The following is a 19,731-nucleotide window of genomic DNA, read 5'->3' on the forward strand; positions in this document are numbered from 1 at the left end:
TCTATTCACTCCTCTCTGCGGTTGTAATTTTTTCTAAATTTATCGGTTGGGCTACTGGCTTTTCAATCGGCAGTTTAACTTCTACAATTGTCCCTTGAGAAGGAACAGATACTACCTTACAAGTAGCTCCAATTTCAACCGCACGTTCTCTGACACTTTGAATTCCGTAAGAGCCATTTTTACCTTCTCCAACTTCAAAGCCAACCCCGTTATCCTGTACACGGAAAATGGCAAGATTGTCTCTTTCAACAAATAGAATGTCTACTTCAGTTGCTTTAGCATGTCTTAACGTATTTGATAGAGTTTCCTGTGCAATACGGAATAAATGATCCTCAGCGCCTTTAGATAAGGAAACCTCTTCTAATCTGTATCGAATAGTAAAAAACACTTTCTCCTGAAGCTCCTGAAGTAACTCTTCTAAGCCTTCCTTCAGAGTTTTATTGTGTAGAGCAGCAGGACGTAAATGAAGAAGTAAAGCACGCATTTCTAATTGGGCCTGTTGCACAATTTTTTCCGTTTGCATTAATGTCTTTGGCACTTCTCCATTTTTAGCTTCCTCTATTTCAACCATAGTAGAGAGGAGCATGGAGGCTGCAAAGAGCTGCTGAGAAACAGAGTCGTGAAGCTCTCTCGCCAGTCTTTGTCTTTCTTGGACTAGTCTTTCCTGAATAATTCTGTCCTGGGTTTCTGCCTTTTCGTTGGTAATACGTTGCAAAGTTTTTCGCTGAGTTAATATTAGCTGTTCCAGTTGAGTAACAGTCGCCTGCATTCGCTTTGTTTGAGTATATTTTTTCTTACTCGGTTCAAAGGTTTCTGCAAGTAAAGGTCGTAGGCTCGTTTCTATTTTCTTTTCTTGGCTCCGTACCTTTTGGAGTGTGTTCAATGAAAAACCAAAGCTTATGAAGGCTAGAACAAATACAATCCACACACCAAAAGGGATTTGGGCATAGGTCGTCTCTAATAACGACAACCATGCCTCTTCATTAGGCCATCCCCAAATAACATACAAAAGCAAAGCGATAATAATAACTAAATAGGTAAAGATGGAGATTCCTTGCCCCAAAATTATTCTCATTTCCGGATCACCTCGATATCTCCAATCCAAGTAGAAACAGTAATCACTAGCTCAGCAGAATGAGCAACATCTTCCGAATACCCATCCTTTACAAGAACGGTTTGGTTCCACAAACGACGAGCACCACGAGAAAGAATATGGGCTTCGCCGATAATGGTAGTATAATGTATGCGGACTGGGATCTCATATGGTACATAAATAGTGACCTTACCTAAAGACTGACGAATAGAAATAAGGGAGGTACCTTTTGGGAGCACCGTTTCCGTCACGTCGATCAAGTAGTCACCGTAAAAACTTTGCACATGTACATCTTGCCATTCATAGGCTTGAAATGGAGTAGACTGTGATGTGAATAGCTTATTTTGAATAATACTATTCGGTGTTTCTTCATATACCGTTCCAAATGGTTTAATCACCTGGCTGATGGGTTCATTTTTCCAAAGCTTATAAAGGGAATAAACAATGATGGCTACTAAAAATAATCGTAGACTCCACATCGAAAAGACAGCCAAAATAAGAAAAATAAAACCTAGCCAGAAAATATACTTAGACTGCTTTCGCAAGCTAAAGTACATCATTCCTATGCCAAGAAGGACTAATATAATATTGCCATTCCCAAATATAGTAGCTTCTATAAAAATGAGAAAAACAAAACAAATAAGAAAAAAAGCTAGCTTGTTTGTTTGGTTTTCTTTCATGCTTGTATTCTCCCTTCTTCGCATAGTAATGCATGAGAAGGAGAAGGCGCTTGCCTTCTCCTCATTAGTCCTAAAAAATGGACAACCTTTTCTATATTTTACACAATTTCAGCCTTTGGTTGTTGGTTTTTTTCTAATTGTTCTAAACGTTGTTCCATTGAAGTGATTTCATGCTCTTTTTCGATCTTCTGTCCTAGACGTTCAATGTATTGCTCCATGTCTTGGAAAGTACCAAAGTTTTTCTGTGTTTCTTCAGGCTTTAATAATTGATCCATTTGGTGGTGGGCGCGAGTTACATTTTCTTTCCCCATCAGCTGTAATTGTCGGACCTTCATATCTTTCACCTTGTGTTTCATCTCTTCATACTTACGTTCTAATCCAAAGAGCTCCTCCATTGTTTGACGAATGCTGTTTTGTAAAGTTTTAGCACGCTCGTTATAAGCATTTACCTCAGCTTGAGCAAAGGAGATTAGATCCTCTTCGCCTGTAGCGGTAGCTAGCTCCACTTGTTTTTGACGTTTCTCTGCCATTTGTAATGTTTCTGTTAATTCTTTTTCAAGCTCTAATTTTAGTTTGCCTTGGCGCTCTAACCATTTACCTGTTTGTTCAGTTTGCTTTTCCGCTTCACGAATGTATTGGTTAAGCATAGCAATTGGGTTTTTTTCCTCTTTTTTATCAAATAATCGGTGTAGATCTGCTTCGACTGAATACTTTAATCGTTGTAGTAATGATGTCATGTTAGTTTCCTCCTTATTTGTTAAGTTCGTTCCACTGTTTTTCGAAGTTTACGAATGGGTCATCAGTTTTGGGTATCGAAAGGGAGATGTCGTCCTTTTTCCACTTCTTCCAGATGAAATAAAGTGCGACAATAGATAAGATACCAACAAATCCAGGTATGTTAGAAATAGCTGTTAATAACCCGATAATTCCAACAATTGCCCAAAAGATTTTCAATAAGCTTGAGTCGCTCTTTAGATAAAAATGTACACCTGCAAAGACGAATAGCGCGGATATCCCTAATCCTAACAACGGACCAAGATTCACCAAAGCGACAATTCCTGCGATTATTCCAAGTGTAACTAAACCAAATTTTTTCATATGTTTGTTCCTCCTCTCGTCTGTATATATAGCTTACCAATTCCTTGTGTTTAGCCAAACGGTCTTAAACATGATTTTCTTCTCGGTCTAGAGGCTGAGAAAGAGTAAATTATTCAAATCTGCTATACTAATGGGAAAAGACAAAAATGGAGAATTTCACAATGAAAAAAATTGGCTCTATTATATTAGCTATCATTATATATTCGTCTATTGTTTTTTACTTTGGTTGGAGCGTTTCAACATGGTTAGAAGCTTTCTTTACCATCAATTCTTGGCTGTTTTTAGTTATCTGGTTCTTATTTGCTTTTGCGATTATTATCGCAAGGCTTGACCACAGACTTAGAACTTTTAGTATAATAGGTTCTTATTGGCTTATCGTCATGCAATATGGGATTCTCCTTTTTCCTGTTGCAACTATATTTGCATGGGTTTTTCCAGGGCAGTTAAAGCTGATAGGTGGGATTGTTTTATTATTTTTTGTGTTAATAATGCTACTAGGAACATATAACGCTTTCTCGCCAGTTGTTCGCGAGCTTAAAATTACCATGCCAAAAAAGGATGCATCAGTGGACAGTCTAAAAGTTGTCGTTGCATCTGATTTCCATCTTGGCTTATTGTCCAATAAAGCGCATTTAATGCGATTTGTAAAAAAATCAAATGAACAAAATCCTGATCTTGTCTTATTGGTTGGAGATTTAGTGGACGATGACCCGATTTGGTTTGTAAAAAAAGGCATGTCCGAGGTGATGAAGCAGCTACGATCAACGTATGGTAATTATGGGGTTTTGGGAAATCACGAATACTACGGAAAGAAAATTCCACTCTTAATAGAAGAAATGGAAGCATCTAGTGTGCAAATGCTATTAGATGAAACAATCTTAGTGGCAGATACGTTCTATTTGACAGGACGTGAGGATTTAACAAATAGAAATCGAAAAGAGTTATCTGAATTGGCTCCAAAAGAAAAGAATTTACCTTGGTTTGTGATGGATCACACACCTTCCAATTTACTTATACCAGAGAAAGAAAAGGTAGACTTTCATGTTTCTGGCCATACGCATCGTGGACAAATGTGGCCGAATCATTTGTTTACTCAAAGAATTTTTGAGCTGGATTATGGGTATAGGGAAAAAGGGAGTATGCACGCGATTGTATCTTCTGGTTTTGGATTTTGGGGACCACCAATTCGACTAGGTAGTCGATCAGAGCTTTGGTCGATTGAGATTAAGTTAGAGGATGTGGAAGTTTAATGGAAGCCTGGATCACAGAATGGATGAACCAGTTTGGATATTTTGGCGTATTTTTATTGATTTTATTAGAGAATGTTTTTCCGCCAATCCCTTCTGAGGTCATTTTAACGCTCGGAGGATTTATGACGACATCTACTTCCATGACCAAGCTAGGTGTTATTTTGGCAGCTACAGCAGGGTCAGTGATAGGGGCAGCCATTCTATATGGGATTGGTTTGTTATTAGATGTAGAGCGTTTAGAGAAGATTGTAAAGAAATACGGTAAATTCTTGAGATTGACTGTAAAAGATATTCATAAGGCAGATGCCTGGTTTGATAAATACGGCGTATGGGCTGTATTTTTTGGACGACTTATTCCATTAGTAAGAAGCCTGATTTCTATTCCTGCAGGGATGTCAAACATGAAGTTTTGGCTGTTCCTTCTTTTTACTACTTTAGGTACTCTTATTTGGAATACTATTTTAGTTTCAGTAGGGTCAGCAGTTGGTGAAAATTGGGAAGATATCGTAGGGTATATGGATATCTATTCGAACGTAGTTTATATTATTTTAGCAATTGTAGGTATTGCATTTTTAGTATGGTATTTTAAAAAACGTGACTAAGGAGATCTTATGGAAATTCTAGAATTATTTAAAGCACTAATATTAGGTTTTGTAGAAGGTATGACAGAATTTGCTCCAGTATCATCTACGGGTCATATGATTATTGTGGATGATATGTGGCTGCAAACAAAAGATTTTTTAGGGGAATATTCAGCAAATACATTTAAAATTGTTATTCAACTTGGGTCGATTCTCGCTGTAGTTGTTGTTTTTTGGAAAAGGCTACTAAGTTTAATAGGCTTATATCGAATAAAGGATGCGCCAAAAGGTGAACAGTTAAAACTGACTCACGTAATTGTTGGTCTTATTCCGGCTGGTGTACTTGGTGTGTTATTTGAGGATTATATCGATGAGCATTTATTTACAACAAAGACGGTTTTAATAGGTTTAGTGCTTGGTGCTATTTTAATGATTATAGCAGATAAGTTAGGACCTAAGCATCCGAAAACGAATACACTAGACAAGATTACATATAAGCAGGCGATTCTTGTAGGGCTAATACAATGTCTATCATTATGGCCAGGGTTTTCTCGTTCTGGATCAACTATTTCCGGTGGGGTATTATTAGGGATGAACCATAAAACGGCGGCAGATTTTACTTTCATCATGGCTGTGCCGATTATGGCAGGGGCAAGCTTCCTTTCTCTTTTGAAAAACTGGGAATATGTAGAGATGGATCACATTGGCTTCTATGCAGTGGGCTTTGTCAGCGCATTTGTTTTTGCATTAATATCGATACGCTTCTTCTTGAAACTGATCGATAAAGTCAAGTTAACTCCGTTCGCAATTTATCGTATTGTATTAGCTGCAGTACTAGCAGTTATTATATTTTTATAAGAAAAACAAAAAGCATTGGGAGCTCCCAATGCTTTTTTATTCTATTGGAAAAGTGACGGTCACCAGTGTTCCTATTTTTGAGGATTCTACCAGTATCGTTCCGTTATGTGCTTCTATTAGTTGCTTGGAGATTGCTAAACCAAGCCCAGTGCCCGAAATTTCAGAGGTAGTATTTGTACCTCTATAATAACGGTTAAACAAGTTGTCTAAAGCTACCTTTGGAATACCAGGTCCCTCATCTCGGATGACCAGACAGGCTAAGCTATCTTTTTCATAAATTTCTAAGTGTACCTTGGTGCCCTTCGGAGTATGTTTTACTGCATTTCCTACAAGATTGTCGAGAACCCGTTCAAATAGCTTTGCATCTAAATAGACGGTAATATCCTTGTTTCCTATAGGTTCTTGAATATCATTCCAATCACAGGCGTAAACATAGGACCTTAAAAAATCAAAGAGATTCAACTTTTCTTTGTTAAGTTGAATCGCATCGTTTTTCAACTGGTAAGTATATGTCAAATCCTCGATTAACGCATTCATATAAATAGATTTTTCCTGCATTGTTTTAGCGAAACGTTGTACCTCTATGGGGGTCCATGTGTACTCATTAGATGATAGCATTATAGAATATCCATAAATAGAACTAAGAGGGGTTTTTAAGTCGTGAGAGAGACCAGTGATCCAATCCTCTCTTAGTTTTTCCGTTTTTATTATTTTCTCTTCGTTACTTTTCAATGTATTTGCTAATCTAGCTAGTGACTTGTCCACTTCCTCGTATATACGGTATTTTCGTTTAAATCTACCGGATTTTGGGGAACGTAATTTTTTGTCATTTGGAGGATCGTAGTCCTTTACGCTTAATTTTTCAATTCTATGTAAGAAATATAGTAAGGGACGACCAAATCGATATCCAATCCAAATGGAAAAAAGAATAGTAAAGATAAACAGGAAGAGATGGAACGCTAAAATGGAGAACACTAGCTTTTTCATAGTATCTATTAAGGCTGGTTCAAAGGGATGGTAATTAGTATTTGGCATTCGTACTACTAGGACTTTTCCATTTTCCATCGTTTGAAAGGCAGTAATTTCTTTTCTTTCAAAGTAATCCTGACTATTTGTAACTATCTCCATGCTACTTAATGCTTTATATACATCTCCATAAAGGATTTCTTCTCTTATCCCATCTTGGTTATATATTTCAACGGCTGCATCTACAGATGAAAACTCCTTTTCCAGCTCATCGTTCATTTGAATTTTATTATTAATGTAAAGTTTACCAAGCAACAAATCTACAGGTTGGTTTTCTATGAAAAGTAAGAACAGCTGGTCTGTTAACTCCCAAACAGCGTGATCTTGTTTCTGTATGGCAACCCATTCAATAGATAGTATTTCTTGTTCAGTAGTTGCAAGTACTTCGCCTGCTTGGTCTACAAGATATAAATGGCCGGAGTTTTGCTTAGCCAATTTAATAAAGTCCTCCGAAAATGCATAGCTGCCATCCGGTTGTTTTGCAATGTCACTTTCTATTTCAAAGGCTTCCAATGCACGAATATCTGAGATAGCTTCCTTTGAAAGCAGGTCGAAAATGATATAAGCAAACATTCCAAATGTGACTAAAAATAATACAGCATAAAATACAACAAAATAAACTAAAAATCTTAGAGATATTTTACTTGAAAGTCTCATTACTATTTCTCCTCGTTTACGAGCTTATAGCCAATCCCTCTAATTGTAATCAGCTGTTTAGGATTACTAGGGTTTTTTTGTTCAATCTTCTCTCGGAGTCTCCGTATATGTACCATGATTGTGTTGTCATCTATATAACTGTCTTCTCCCCAGATAGAAAGAAAAATTTGCTCCTTAGATAAAATCTGTCCGGCGTTTTCACAAAATAGGAGTAGTAAATGAAATAGTTTGCCCGTAACAATGCTTTTTTCTCCGTTCACAGTAAGTTCTGCGCTTCCTTTATCTAACAAAAAATGGCCGAATTTATATACTTTTTCATCGGAAGCTTTAAAGGAAGAAGTATAGCGTTTCATGTGTGCTTTCACTCGAGCAGCTAATTCCAGTGGATTAAAAGGTTTTGTTATGTAATCGTCAGCTCCATTCATAAATCCTCTTATTTTGTCAGCATCACTTTCTTTTGCTGTTAGAAAAAATATAGGAGCATCGGATTTAAACCGAATTTGTTTAGCTAAATCAAGTCCCACTCCATCCGGAAGCATTATATCGAGAATATATAAATCATAATGCATATTGGAAATATAATTACTTGCCTTCTGGTAAGTTTCACAAATAACAATATGTCGAAAATTTTCTTTTCTTAAAATAATTTCTACCATCTCAGCGATAGCAAGCTCGTCTTCAACTATCAAAATATTAGTTTCTTCCATTAGTAAATCACTCCTAGAAATATTTAAGGTTTCTGTAAGGTTAGTTTCAATTTATTATAAGCTTACCATTTTATACTAACTAAGAGATATTTTTAGGAGGTTTCATGATGAGAGAAGAAAGAGTGCGTTTTATAGATGCTTTAAGAGGAATCAGTTTGTTTGGTATATTATTAGCGAATTTGTTAATTTTCCATTACGGTATATGGGGAAAGGAAGAATTAGAGTACTTTACGGCTTCTGCCACAGACAAGACTATTTATGCTATTCTTAAAATAGCAGTAGAAGGTAGTTTTATGCCGATATTCACTTTTTTGTTTGGTTTTTCATTAATAAAACTAGCAGAATCAATTAAAAAAAAGAAAGGAAAAGTAAAAAGGCATTTATGGAGACGTTTTATATTTCTTTTTATTCTAGGTTTACTTCATTCAACCTATTTATGGGAAGGGGATATTCTAGCCTTTTACGGGTTAATGGGATTATTCCTATTACTTTTTTTAAATAGAAAAAAGAAAACTTTAATTATATGGGGAACGGTTTTGTTTGTATTGACTGGTGCTCTTAGTTACGGAATGGAAGAAAAAAGTAAGGAAGAGTTGGAAAAGCAATCATTATACATAAAAACCACAAATGAAGTCTATCAAAATGGCTCTTATGAGGAAATTAAGCAACACAGAAATACAGAGGATCCACTGTATTTTGAAAGTGAAGGGGAGAAAGTATTTTTTAGCTTGTTTATGCTTTTGTTTGGACCATTGTTGACGTCACCGATGTTTTTGTTTGGTATGGCAGCTGCAAAGGGTGGCTTATTTCTACACATGGAACGAGAACAAAAATGGTATATATTAAGTATGGCTCTTTTGCCAATTAGTTTACTTTTAAAATCTATCGCTATTATTGGAGAAGAAACAAATTGGACAGCAGTTCTATTACAAATGGGTACACAATTACTGTGTATATCCTATATTGGTATATTTGCTATCCTATTTATAAAGTTCTCAGGTAACAAGGTTTTCATTGGTTTTGAAAGTGTTGGGAAACTTTCTTTAACAAATTACATTATGCAAAGTGTTATTTGTACTTTTATCTATTACGGATACGGTTTAGGACAATTTGGCTCTTTGGGCATGCTAAATAGTGTCTTGCTGGGCTTTGTAATTTTTGTTCTACAGTGTATAGGTAGCTACTACTACTTGAAGGTATTCAAACGAGGTCCCTTGGAAATGATTCTTCGAATGGGAACAAACCTCTCCTGGAGCGGTCATATGAAAGCTAAGAAAAAGAAGGTAAAGCTGCAAGGTAAGCCTGTATGAATAAATACGAAAGTAAGTTTTCATAATACGGCTACGAAAGCTTATAAAATTTATATAGAATAGAGATTAGAAAGAGCGATTAAAGGGATATGAAATTAGTTTAATGTACAGAAATAAAGCTGTGTATCAAACGTCTAGTCTTTTTACCTATGTACAAGTTTAAACACAATATGTTAGGGTATATAAGTAATCAAAACACAATATATAGTATTTATACGATGAAAAGGTACCGTTATGGTTTAAAAGGGAATTCGGTGAAATACCAAAGCTGTCCCCGCAACTGTAAGTGTGGACGACTGTTGAATATGCCACTGCGATTTTTCGTGGGAAGGCCAGCAGAAGGAAGAAACACGAGCCAGTAGACCTGCCTGTTTATCGGTGAAGCAACACTTTCTTCGGGGGTTGAGAGGTGGGGGCGAGAGACTCTATCTTTAAACGAACGATACGTCTTGTTGTTTCCTACTTTAAAATCGTGAGCGATGACTCAGCCGAAGAGGCTAGAGCCATCGCTTTTTTGTTATGTAAAGACAGGGAGGAACTCTAAATGACCACTATTTCAAACACAGAAAAACAACAGGTACTATACCAATTAACACAGGAGTTTGGGGAAGAAAAGATAGCACCATTAAGGAGGTCACATGACAAGTGGCTACAAAAACACCCAGAGGGCAATATTGCTAGCTGGTCTAAAGCCATGTCCTTAGAGTCACTGAGCTTTCTTGATGAACATGAACCTTATTGGACATTTGTAGCGGCTCGAATCTATTTAGCAGAAGTATATTCGCAACAAGCGGAACGAAGAAATACAACGGCAGATGCAGTCTATACAAAGTTTGCAGATAACGTTCAAAAGCTATCGGCTAAGGGAATTTATGATTCTCGTATCATAGAAACCTATTCTACAGAGGAATTAGAGCAATTAGCAGAAATCCTCGTTACTGAAAGAGATTTCCTCTTCACATATATAGCTTTAAAAACGCTTTTAGATCGTTATGTAGCGAAGGATTTTGATAAGACTATTGTAGAATTGCCACAAGAACGCTGGATGATTATTGCAATGACGCTAATGAAGGACGAAAAAGAAAACCGCATAGAAAAAGTTAAAGAAGCCTATTGGGCGATGAGCAATTTATATATGACGGTTGCTACTCCTACTCTTTCTAATGCAGGAAAGCCACACGGGCAGCTTTCTAGCTGTTTTATCGACACGGTTGATGACAGTCTACAAGGAATTTATGATAGCAACACAGACATAGCCACACTTTCTAAGTTTGGAGGAGGAATAGGCGTTTATATGGGCAAGGTCCGTAGCCGTGGCTCTTCTATAAGAGGTTTTGTGGGAGCGTCTAGTGGCGTTCTTCCATGGATAAAGCAACTAAACAATACAGCTGTCAGCGTAGATCAGCTAGGCCAACGTCAAGGTGCAGTAGCTGTTTACTTGGATGTGTGGCATAAAGATATATTTACATTTTTAGATTTAAGACTAAATAATGGCGATGAACGACTTCGAGCACATGATATTTTTACTGGTGTATGCTTGCCAGATTTGTTTATGGAAAAGGTTGATGCAAGAGGAGAATGGCATTTGTTTGACCCTCACGAGGTTCGTCAGCTCAAAGGTTACTCATTAGAAGACTTTTATGATGAAAAACGTGGAGATGGTTCTTTCAGAGAAAAGTATGAAGAATGTGTAATGGATCATCGCCTTTCACGAGAAACAGTTCCAGCAATAGATTTGATGAAGCGAATTATGCGATCCCAGTTAGAAACGGGTGTCCCATTTATGTTTTATAGAGATGAAGTGAATCGCCGTAATCCAAACAAGCATGTTGGAATGATTTATAGTAGTAATCTTTGTACGGAAATTTTTCAAAACCAAAGTGCCACTGAATTTGAATCCATACAGCTAGAGGACGATGTGATTGTAACTCGCAGAAAACCTGGTGATTTCGTAGTTTGTAACCTTTCTTCTATTAATTTAGGTAAAGCAGTACCAGAGGATGTACTAGAACGATTAATAAACATCCAGGTAAGAATGTTAGACAATGTTATAGATATGAACATGATTCCAGTGCCACAGGCAGAGCGCACAAACGCAAGGTACCGTGGAATTGGACTTGGAACGTTTGGTTGGCATCATTTACTTGCCCTTAAGCAAATTCGTTGGGAATCAGAGGAAGCGGTAGAGCTTGCTGATAATCTATATGAAAGAATTGCCTATTTGACGATTCAAGCTTCCTTAAATCTTGCGAAGGAAAAAGGGGCCTACCCTTTATTCGAAGGTTCTGATTGGCAAACAGGGGCTTATTTTGAAAACCGTCAATATGACGGAGAGGAATGGGTAAGTCTGCGTGATAAAGTAGCTGAAAATGGTATCCGAAATGGATATTTGATGGCCGTTGCACCAAACTCATCTACTTCCATTTTAGCGGGAAGTACGGCAAGTATTGATCCGATTTTCCAAAAGACCTATTCAGAGGAAAAGAAAGATTATAAAATTCCAGTGACAGTCCCAGATTTAAATTCAGAGACGACATGGTATTACAAATCAGCTTACTTTATCGACCAGCACTGGACGTTAAAACAAAATGCCGCCCGTCAAAGACATATCGACCAAGGTGTTTCGCTAAATCTATATGTTCAAAATACTATTAAAGCTAAGGAATTGTTAGCGCTGCACTTAGATGCCTGGAACAGTGGTCTAAAAACAACTTATTATGTACGTTCCACTTCAATAGAACTGGTAGAATGTGAGTCTTGCTCGAGCTAATGAAAACCATCATTTGTTATTTGAGCTATAGCGGGAATACAGAAGAGATAGCTGAACTATTAAAAGTGAATTTAGAGGAACAAGGTTATATGGTGGACATGTATGAAATAGGTGATGGGATAGTGCCACAGCTATCGGCATACGACTTCCTATTCCTAGGAACCTTCACTTGGGACGAGGGTGGCATTCCGGATGAAGTGAAGGAATTTGTTCGAGCAGTCGGCTATAAACCGAAAAATGTCTATATATTTGGTTCAGGAGACACGCAATTCGGTGGCGACGACTTATTTTGCAATGCTGTAAACAAACTAACCGAGTTTTATGCTTGTGAATATGAAGGTTTAAAAATAGAACAATCACCAAGAGGAAGTCAAGAAAAAATAGTTACAAAATGGCTAGAGGGAGTTTTGGAAAATGTTAAAGGCAAAAACATTAGAACCTAGAAACCCAAACAAATCCACAGGGATATTTAATGGGAAATCGAGTGGAATTTTAAACTGGAATGATATAGCTTATCCGCATTGGCATAAAATCTATAAACGCTTACTAGGGAACTATTGGCAAGCAGATGAGATTAATATGTCGAATGATATTAAGCAATTTGATAGCTTAACAAAATCGGAGCAGGAGGCCTATTTGAAAATAATTGGTCTACTGGCTACATTAGATGCGCCCCAGACTCGTACAGCTCTGTTGCTGTCACTTTACGCTACAGATTCATCCGTACAATCTATTATGGCAGTAATCGCGCAGCAGGAAGCTGTACATAATGAAAGTTATTCTTATGTGTTGTCCTCCGTTGTTTCGCTTGATGAACAAAATAAATCCTTCGAGTTTGGAAGAACGGATGAGATTTTATTAAAGCGCAACCAAAATATTATGAAATACTATAATGAGTTTGTGGAGAAGCCAACGACAGAAAATATATTAAAAACATTAACTTATACAACGTTACTAGAGGGTTTATTTTTCTACTCAGGATTTGCCTATTTTTATAACCTTGCGCGCTACAACAAAATGGTAGGTACCTCTACAATGATTAGCTATATTAATAGAGACGAACTAGAGCATGGACGATTTATCTCAGAGTTATTCCGTGCTGTACTGGCGGAAAATCCTGAGCTAAATAATGAGGACATGATGAACTGGGTGTACGATCAATACAAAGAATCAGTGGAGCTCGAAATAGAATGGTCAAACTATGTGCTCAAGGACATTGAGGGAATTGATTTAGATGATATGCATGGATATATTAAGTACCGCGCTAATAAAATGCTGCGTCTTATCGGTCTTCATGAAATCTACCCAGAGTATGTAGAGAATCCTATGAAATGGATCCGTGCCTATGCTGATAATATAGATGGCACGAAAACAGATTTCTTCGAACAAAAGTCACGCCAGTATGTAAAAGTTAATGCCATCGATAATGGCTTTGACGACTTATAAGAAAAGCGCAAATGTCTATACTTACAGAGGACGGTCGTGACCTACGTCATGATCATCCTCCTTTTTAGTTAATAATAGAGGTAAGATAGACTATTTTTAATAGAATCTCATGAATACCATGATAATTAGAATTACTTGAAGTTTAGCGCTAAATTTTCTTGTGAAAATCGATAGTAGGGTTGCTCGTTTTAAACAACAGTGGAATATGTTTTATTAAAGGCCATGTTCAAGTTAATAGTTGATTTCAAATTCCCAGTATCATAATTCTCCATCTACACGGAGAATTGGGGCTATTTCATCTATCTCTCCACAATATATTTTGTCAAAATGTTTATATAATAATTGTCTTAACTCATCTAGATGGGGGCTAACAGCTTTACTAGAAGCACTATCTCCCATTTGAGAACCAAAGGTAATATAATAATTATCCTTTATTTCCATCAGTTCACCTTCATTCTTTAACTTCTTAATATAATGCTAACAGCTTCGTATCATCAAGCGAAAATTGATATTCACGGAATACAAGTAAAAGAGTTATAATGGTTATCAGCAAGGAAAAGGAAGTGTGCAAAATTAAAGAAGAAAATCAAATATTCAAAGCGTTTTTAAGAAGTCACCTTGATTGGTTGTCAGAGTTGCAAATTGCAATAAAAGAAAAAGACCTTGAAACAGCCGAAAAAATAATCGATAAAGTCGTAAGACAAGCGACGAACTCATTAGAGGATTAAAAGACAAGCTCACTTGAAAAAGTGGGTTCTTTTATTGCCTAAAAAAATAAAATTTTGCTATATCCGGCAAGCATTTTAAACCAGCCTACCATACACATAATCCGCTTTATAAAATTAAGATAAGAGGGCCTATTTTAATTTTTCGGTAAGTAAATTAAAAAAGTAGTGCCAATATTTAATGCACTTTCTACCTGGATTCGACCATTATGGGCTTGAATAAAACGATAAGCAATAGCTAGACCTAAACCTGTACCACTGCTTTTACTTGCTGTGGTAGTACCTCGATAGTATTTCGTGAAAAGCTGGTCTATCGTTTCTTTTTCCATCCCTATTCCGTTATCATTTATTTTTAATACAATTTCAGTTGGACTTAGTTGTGCGATAGAAAAGGTAATAGTTGTTTTAGGTGGATTGTGTACAATCGTATTTACTAAAATATTCTGAATGGATCTTTTTAACAGCACCTGATCGAACTGTATGTTTAATTTCTCTATTTCGGCTTCAAAAAAAATTTGAGTGTCATGATAGCGTGGATCCATTTTAAAATTCTCTATTACTTCTTGAATAACCGCAACGATATCTCCAGCTTTCAAAAAAATAGGTACTGTTTGTTCTGGTGAATCGATTAAAGCAACATGCTGTAAATCATTAATTAACTCTTCAATATGCTGTCCCTTATCTGCAATTTCCCCTACAAATGTTTGCTGTTCTTCGGTAGACCATTCATAAGAAGGATTGAGTAGCAATGTAGAATAGCCATTAATATAGGTTAATGGTGTTTTTAAATCATGGGAAATTCCTGCAATCCAATCTAGTTTTGCTTCATCAATTTTCTTTCGATGTTGTTCTGTCGCTTGTAAATTATCATGAAGAACACCTAAATCGACAATAATGTTTTTATAAATTAAATAACGTAGTTTGATTTTCCCCTTCTTGTTATAAATTTTACGGTCAAGGATGTCTTCATTAAATTCGCCGGTTGTTAAATGCTGAATCCATTTTTGAATGGACCATAGAGGGCTAGCAAAATACCACGCAAATAGGGAACTAAATGTAACGAGCTGTAAGGTGAATACGATAATGACGATGAGCGTTGCATAAGGGGTGTCGTCCATAAAACCTAGTGAAGGTAAAAGTATTTCTATAGTCACTGCCATGGCAATTGACATAGTACATACCCAGAGGATAATCCCCAATATGAAATAAATCATGAAATAAATCATATTATTGTTCCCTTTTAATTGGTGGAATGAATTTATAACCTAATCCACGCATATTGACAATGATTGTTGGATTTTTTGAGTAATCTCCAAGTTTTCTTCTGATTTTGGAAATATGCATCGCAACTGTTTTTTCATCGCCCCAAAATTGTTCACCCCAGACACGCTCATATAGCTGAGACGAAGTAAAAAGCTGATTTGGATGTTTAAAGAAAAATGTCATAAGTTCAATTTCTTTCGCAGTACATGGAACAACTTCATCATGTACTTTTAATAGTGCTTGTGTCTGGTCGAAAAAAATAGTTGGAAATTGATAAACTTCGGGTAGCGATGATTTTGTTTCGTAAAGTTTTTGACGTCTAAGTATCGACTTTATGCGTGCAACAACTTCGAGCGGGTTAAATGGTTTTGTAATATAATCATCTCCCCCAATACCTAAGCCAAGAAGCTTATCATAATCTGTTGATCGCGCTGTAACAAAAATTATAGGTGCTAATGAATGCGTGCGTATTTCTTGGCAAAGATCAAAACCATTACAATCTCCTAGCATGACATCGAGCAAAATAATATCATACGATTGCTGTTTTACTAAGGTCAGTGCTCCCATACCTGATGTAGCCGTTGTTATGTTTATAAAATGTTCCTTCATTAAGGTAATCTTTAGTAACGTTAAAATTCCCTCTTCATCGTCTACTAATAAAATTCGACTATTCTCCATTGATCCACCACCATCAATATTTAGATATCTACTTATAGCGTATCATATTTTTAGCCTCTAATTTCCATACAAAAAATGTTTCCTTCATTTTAATTACAGTTTACCTAATTTTTACTTTCATTTTCTATGCTTATTGTTAGTTGCGAATTGGTGTATTAAATGGAGGAAAGAAAATGAAAATATCAATAGAAAATGTAAGTCGAAAATATGGGCAGCATGTAGCTATTAACCAGTTAAATCTTGAGTTAACTAACGGTGTCTTTGGATTACTAGGTCCGAATGGTGCTGGGAAATCAACTTTAATGAAAATGCTTGCCACTATTGAAAAGCCGTCTGCAGGAAGAATCCTTGTTAATGATTTGAACATAACGAAGTCACCAAAACAAATACGTAAGCAATTAGGCTATTTACCTCAAGATTTTGGGATTTATCCAAATATGACACCGCTAGAATTTTTAGAATATATGGCAGTAATGAAAGGTCTCCCAGCAAAACCAGCTAAAATACGCATTCATGAACTGCTTGAGTTTTTGAATCTTGAGCAGCATCGAAACCGGATGATTGGTAATTTTTCTGGGGGAATGAAGCAACGAGTCGGAATTGCTCAGTCTTTATTGAATGATCCTAAGTTATTAATTGTCGATGAGCCAACAGTTGGTTTAGACCCACAAGAGCGTATTAATTTTAGAAATCTGCTGGCATCACTTTCAACAAATAGAATTATTATTTTATCTACACATATTGTGTCTGATATTGATAGTTTGGCTACGGATATAGCAATACTTGCGAAAGGCAATTTACAAGTACAGTCAAAACCAGAAGCATTAATTCAACAAGTCGAAAATAAGGTTTGGCATAGTGTCATTCCTTCAAGCGCTCTAGCGGAAGTACAGAAGAAATTTATAGTGAGCTCACTGGCACATCGTAGTGATGGCTTACATGTTCGTATTGTCAATGAACACAAGCCTTTACAAGATGCGATATTAGTTGAGTCATCTTTAGAGGATGCCTACTTGTATCACGTGGTAAAGAAGGGTGAACGTATATGAGGATAATTACAAATACCGCACTGATTGTGAAGGGGAATTTACTCACACAAATGCGGACATACACGTTTTTTTTGATGATTGGTTTAACGCTTTTTTTAAGTTACTTATTCATTCCTAGTGCCGACCTTCATTATGAAGTGTTTTATATTGGTGGGGTACGAGGTGTTTATAACTCAGCCTGGCTCGGGGGAATGCTTGCCATGGTCAGTAATTTACTATTATGGTTATTCGGCTTTTACTTTTTAAGAGGAACCATTAGTAATGATGAGCAGTTGCGTGTCGCACCGTTTATCGCGACCTCGCCAATTACAAAGAGTGCATACATTTGGACAAAGGTCATGTCAAATTTTTTTATTTTGGTCATCATTAGCACATCATTGCTACTATCGTTTATATTTATGCAGATTATTCGAGCAGAGGACACACAAATTTTATGGGGTGATTATTTGATGCCATATATTTGTATGACCCTTCCATCAATATTTCTTTTGGCATCGTTCACAATTGTTTTTGATGTGATTGGGTGGCTTAAAGGTACTTTAGGTAACATTATTTTTTTCTGTTTTTGGATAGCGATTAGTGTATTTTCGATTTCATTTCCAAATATACTTTTCGATTTATTTGGATTAAATAGAATCTTAACAAATATGGTAAATGACGCTACACAAGTATTCCCGTTTTTAAAGGATAGTGACAGTGGAGGGAGTTTTGGCTATTATCCGGTAGCGAATGTCTTAACATTCACATGGGAAGGGATTGTATGGACAAAGGGAATGCTGATAAGTAGTTTTCTTTGGTTATTCATCGCACTCTGTAATATTTTGTTAGCAATCTTAACGTTTAATCGTTCTCAGAAGCATAAGCCTCGTACATCTGGTCATAAAAAGCATGAAGTAAGTGATTTAACAAGAATACAAGTAGATGTACGGCTGTTATCACCAGTACAATACGAGCAATCATTCCACTATGCTCGATTGATCATTGCGGAGTGGAGGGTTTTACTAAGAGGGTATTCTAAATGGTTGTATAGTATTTTAATAATTTCTCTTATTTTGAGTTATGCACTGCCAATGAATATTTTAGGAAGCTGGTCTCCGTTATTCATGTTGTGTCCACTTGCTATTTGGTCAAAAATGGGTACGGTAGATACTACTCATCGAACTGAACAGTTAATAGTGTCCACACCCTATGCATCAATGAAATTTTTCATTACATGGCTTTCTGGACTGTTTATCACGCTCATTTATTCTTTCGGTATTGTTTTACGACTTAGTTTAGCTGGAAATATTAGCGCAGGGATTGCTTATGTAATCGGGATTTTATTTATTGTGACATTGGCGATTACATTGGGCTATTTTACTAAATCAAGAAGAGTCTTTGAATCGGTTTTTCTTTTACTATGGTATATGGGACCAGTTAATCAAATTCCATATTTAGATTTCACAGGAATTTCTATGGATCAATCGTTACAGTATTTCATTATTTCAGTATGTTTAATGGGTAGTGTAGTTATTTTACAAAAGAAAAGGTTGGGATAAGGATGAAATTCAAGATATTAAGTATTGTAAGTGTGGTAATTATTTTTATGATTATATTGATCTCCTATGTGTTAAATAAGGAAGAGTCAACAGCATCGAAGCAGTATAGTATCGAGAAAGTGAGTACTATAGAAGTTCAAACAACTGCTGCCAACATCATATTTGTTGCATCAGAAAATAGCGAGGTCACTGTACGAGCATCTGAAAAAATGAAGATAGATACTACTATTTCAGGTGATATATTACGTATTAAATCAGATGAAACAGGGAATGGAATCGTGAATTTAAAGAGTGGAGAAATACTAGTAGATATACCAACAAGTGCATTTCTAGGGTTAATTGCAAATACAGATTCCGGGAAAATACATGTGGAGGAAATGAGTTTATCCAATTTAAAAGCAACGTCAACATCAGGTGAAATCACTGTTAAACGACTAACTAATCACTTTACGATTATCAATGAATCGGGTGACGTTGAAGTAGCATCGATTGGAGATTCAATAGGGAAAAGTAGCATATCGACTAATTCTGGTCATATTAATGTACAGTTTTTAGAAAAACCACAAGCTATAGCTGCGGAAACAAAATCAGGGAAAATAGCAACCTCCTTATTTCCAGAGACTAGCATTAAATCAAAGAATGCTGGCTATGGACTTCATGAGGGACTTGAGACAGAAGATGATTTCTTACAGTTAAGTAGTATAACAGGAAATATTAAAATTCACTAGAATATTTGCAAGCCAAAGTAGCTAATTTTTCCTTTTCTTTTAACTTAAAACGATGTTGTCGAACCGTCGATACACTATTCGCTGAGGAGTGAGCGACAATGTCCTTGTCTGACCATCCTTTCGCAAAAAGTAAAAGCTTAAATAACTCTGTCTGTACCTCTGATAAACCTGTATGTTTCTTATCTAAATGAATCATGGCAGGCGGCACTCCCCCGTGGAACGCGTCCGCCTAAAGCGAAAATCAACCATCTATTGTTAAACGCAACATATAATA

The 19,731-nt window shown here is 36.3% G+C and carries 21 protein-coding genes and 1 riboswitch; of the genes, 11 read left to right on the plus strand and 10 right to left on the minus strand.

The genetic code is table 11. The features are described 5' to 3' along the window. Position 1 precedes the first annotated feature (1 nt). The 4 genes from MHB55_RS01065 to MHB55_RS01080 form a co-directional block, all read right to left on the minus strand. On the minus strand, positions 2-1,075 hold the full coding sequence (locus tag MHB55_RS01065; protein WP_340862362.1) for a sensor histidine kinase: 1,074 nt from the start codon (positions 1,073-1,075) through the stop codon (positions 2-4). Then, positions 1,072-1,773: a cell wall-active antibiotics response protein LiaF gene (liaF, locus tag MHB55_RS01070; protein WP_154311895.1), complete on the minus strand. Its 702-nt coding sequence runs from the start codon at positions 1,771-1,773 to the stop codon at positions 1,072-1,074. The genes MHB55_RS01065 and liaF overlap by 4 nt, the downstream gene beginning before the upstream one ends. 98 nt (positions 1,774-1,871) lie before the next feature. Beyond that, the gene (locus MHB55_RS01075; RefSeq protein WP_340862363.1) at positions 1,872-2,510 is read right to left on the minus strand and encodes a PspA/IM30 family protein; all 639 of its coding nucleotides are present in this window, start codon (positions 2,508-2,510) and stop codon (positions 1,872-1,874) included. Between the two features lie 13 nt (positions 2,511-2,523). After that, positions 2,524-2,871 carry a lmo0954 family membrane protein gene (locus MHB55_RS01080; RefSeq protein WP_144538372.1) on the minus strand — a complete coding sequence of 116 codons (348 nt, stop codon included), beginning with the start codon at positions 2,869-2,871 and terminating at the stop codon, positions 2,524-2,526. 161 nt (positions 2,872-3,032) lie between these two features. Here MHB55_RS01080 and MHB55_RS01085 point away from each other — a divergent pair, with 161 nt between their 5' ends. From MHB55_RS01085 to MHB55_RS01095, 3 genes are read left to right on the plus strand one after another with little or no spacing between them, the layout of a single operon-like run. Next, complete coding sequence (locus tag MHB55_RS01085; RefSeq protein WP_340862364.1) at positions 3,033-4,121, plus strand: metallophosphoesterase; 1,089 nt, start codon at positions 3,033-3,035, stop codon at positions 4,119-4,121. Beyond that, positions 4,121-4,723: a DedA family protein gene (locus MHB55_RS01090; protein WP_144538374.1), complete on the plus strand. Its 603-nt coding sequence runs from the start codon at positions 4,121-4,123 to the stop codon at positions 4,721-4,723. The genes MHB55_RS01085 and MHB55_RS01090 overlap by 1 nt, the downstream gene beginning before the upstream one ends. A 9-nt stretch (positions 4,724-4,732) precedes the next feature. Then, positions 4,733-5,560, plus strand: a complete 828-nt coding sequence (locus MHB55_RS01095) for an undecaprenyl-diphosphate phosphatase (RefSeq protein ID WP_191697226.1) — start codon at positions 4,733-4,735, stop codon at positions 5,558-5,560. Between the two features lie 36 nt (positions 5,561-5,596). Here the strand turns inward: MHB55_RS01095 and MHB55_RS01100 are convergent, their stop codons facing one another. After that, the gene (locus MHB55_RS01100; RefSeq protein ID WP_340862365.1) at positions 5,597-7,243 is read right to left on the minus strand and encodes a sensor histidine kinase; all 1,647 of its coding nucleotides are present in this window, start codon (positions 7,241-7,243) and stop codon (positions 5,597-5,599) included. Between the two features lie 2 nt (positions 7,244-7,245). Further along, positions 7,246-7,950, minus strand: a complete 705-nt coding sequence (locus MHB55_RS01105) for a response regulator transcription factor (protein WP_340862366.1) — start codon at positions 7,948-7,950, stop codon at positions 7,246-7,248. 107 nt (positions 7,951-8,057) lie between these two features. Here MHB55_RS01105 and MHB55_RS01110 point away from each other — a divergent pair, with 107 nt between their 5' ends. The 4 genes from MHB55_RS01110 (at position 8,058) to MHB55_RS01125 (ending at position 13,476) form a co-directional block, all read left to right on the plus strand. Continuing rightward, the gene (locus MHB55_RS01110; protein WP_340862367.1) at positions 8,058-9,260 is read left to right on the plus strand and encodes a DUF418 domain-containing protein; all 1,203 of its coding nucleotides are present in this window, start codon (positions 8,058-8,060) and stop codon (positions 9,258-9,260) included. A 207-nt stretch (positions 9,261-9,467) separates the two neighbouring features. Next, positions 9,468-9,646: riboswitch (cobalamin riboswitch) on the plus strand. Positions 9,647-9,804: 158 nt separating this feature from the next. Beyond that, on the plus strand, positions 9,805-12,030 hold the full coding sequence (locus MHB55_RS01115) for a ribonucleoside-diphosphate reductase subunit alpha (RefSeq protein ID WP_340862368.1): 2,226 nt from the start codon (positions 9,805-9,807) through the stop codon (positions 12,028-12,030). Further along, on the plus strand, positions 12,030-12,473 hold the full coding sequence (locus MHB55_RS01120; protein ID WP_340862369.1) for a flavodoxin: 444 nt from the start codon (positions 12,030-12,032) through the stop codon (positions 12,471-12,473). The genes MHB55_RS01115 and MHB55_RS01120 overlap by 1 nt, the downstream gene beginning before the upstream one ends. Then, positions 12,445-13,476, plus strand: coding sequence for a ribonucleotide-diphosphate reductase subunit beta (locus tag MHB55_RS01125; RefSeq protein WP_340862370.1), 1,032 nt, complete (start codon positions 12,445-12,447; stop codon positions 13,474-13,476). The genes MHB55_RS01120 and MHB55_RS01125 overlap by 29 nt, the downstream gene beginning before the upstream one ends. A 258-nt stretch (positions 13,477-13,734) precedes the next feature. On the opposite strand, the gene MHB55_RS01130 is transcribed toward MHB55_RS01125, so the two are convergent. Beyond that, positions 13,735-13,917, minus strand: a complete 183-nt coding sequence (locus tag MHB55_RS01130; protein WP_340862371.1) for a hypothetical protein — start codon at positions 13,915-13,917, stop codon at positions 13,735-13,737. A 98-nt stretch (positions 13,918-14,015) separates the two neighbouring features. Between MHB55_RS01130 and MHB55_RS01135 the strand changes: the two genes are divergently transcribed. After that, positions 14,016-14,204, plus strand: coding sequence for a hypothetical protein (locus MHB55_RS01135; RefSeq protein ID WP_154311891.1), 189 nt, complete (start codon positions 14,016-14,018; stop codon positions 14,202-14,204). A gap of 134 nt (positions 14,205-14,338) precedes the next feature. Here MHB55_RS01135 and MHB55_RS01140 read toward each other — a convergent pair whose 3' ends face one another. After that, complete coding sequence (locus MHB55_RS01140; RefSeq protein WP_195761962.1) at positions 14,339-15,373, minus strand: ATP-binding protein; 1,035 nt, start codon at positions 15,371-15,373, stop codon at positions 14,339-14,341. A 55-nt stretch (positions 15,374-15,428) separates the two neighbouring features. Then, on the minus strand, positions 15,429-16,142 hold the full coding sequence (locus tag MHB55_RS01145; RefSeq protein ID WP_154311889.1) for a response regulator transcription factor: 714 nt from the start codon (positions 16,140-16,142) through the stop codon (positions 15,429-15,431). 173 nt (positions 16,143-16,315) lie between these two features. Here MHB55_RS01145 and MHB55_RS01150 point away from each other — a divergent pair, with 173 nt between their 5' ends. From MHB55_RS01150 to MHB55_RS01160, 3 genes are read left to right on the plus strand one after another with little or no spacing between them, the layout of a single operon-like run. Then, on the plus strand, positions 16,316-17,191 hold the full coding sequence (locus MHB55_RS01150) for an ABC transporter ATP-binding protein (protein ID WP_340862372.1): 876 nt from the start codon (positions 16,316-16,318) through the stop codon (positions 17,189-17,191). After that, a complete protein-coding gene (locus MHB55_RS01155) occupies positions 17,188-18,729 on the plus strand; it encodes a hypothetical protein (protein WP_340862373.1) in 1,542 nt (513 codons plus the stop codon). The genes MHB55_RS01150 and MHB55_RS01155 overlap by 4 nt, the downstream gene beginning before the upstream one ends. A 2-nt stretch (positions 18,730-18,731) precedes the next feature. Next, entirely contained in the window at positions 18,732-19,457 is a 726-nt protein-coding gene (locus MHB55_RS01160; RefSeq protein WP_154311886.1) for a DUF4097 family beta strand repeat-containing protein, read from the plus strand. On the opposite strand, the gene MHB55_RS01165 is transcribed toward MHB55_RS01160, so the two are convergent. Further along, positions 19,444-19,653, minus strand: a complete 210-nt coding sequence (locus MHB55_RS01165) for a hypothetical protein (RefSeq protein WP_154311885.1) — start codon at positions 19,651-19,653, stop codon at positions 19,444-19,446. The genes MHB55_RS01160 and MHB55_RS01165 overlap by 14 nt on opposite strands. Positions 19,654-19,731 lie beyond the last annotated feature (78 nt).

The organism is Psychrobacillus sp. FSL K6-1267 (assembly GCF_038003265.1).
Lineage (GTDB): Bacteria > Bacillota > Bacilli > Bacillales_A > Planococcaceae > Psychrobacillus > Psychrobacillus faecigallinarum.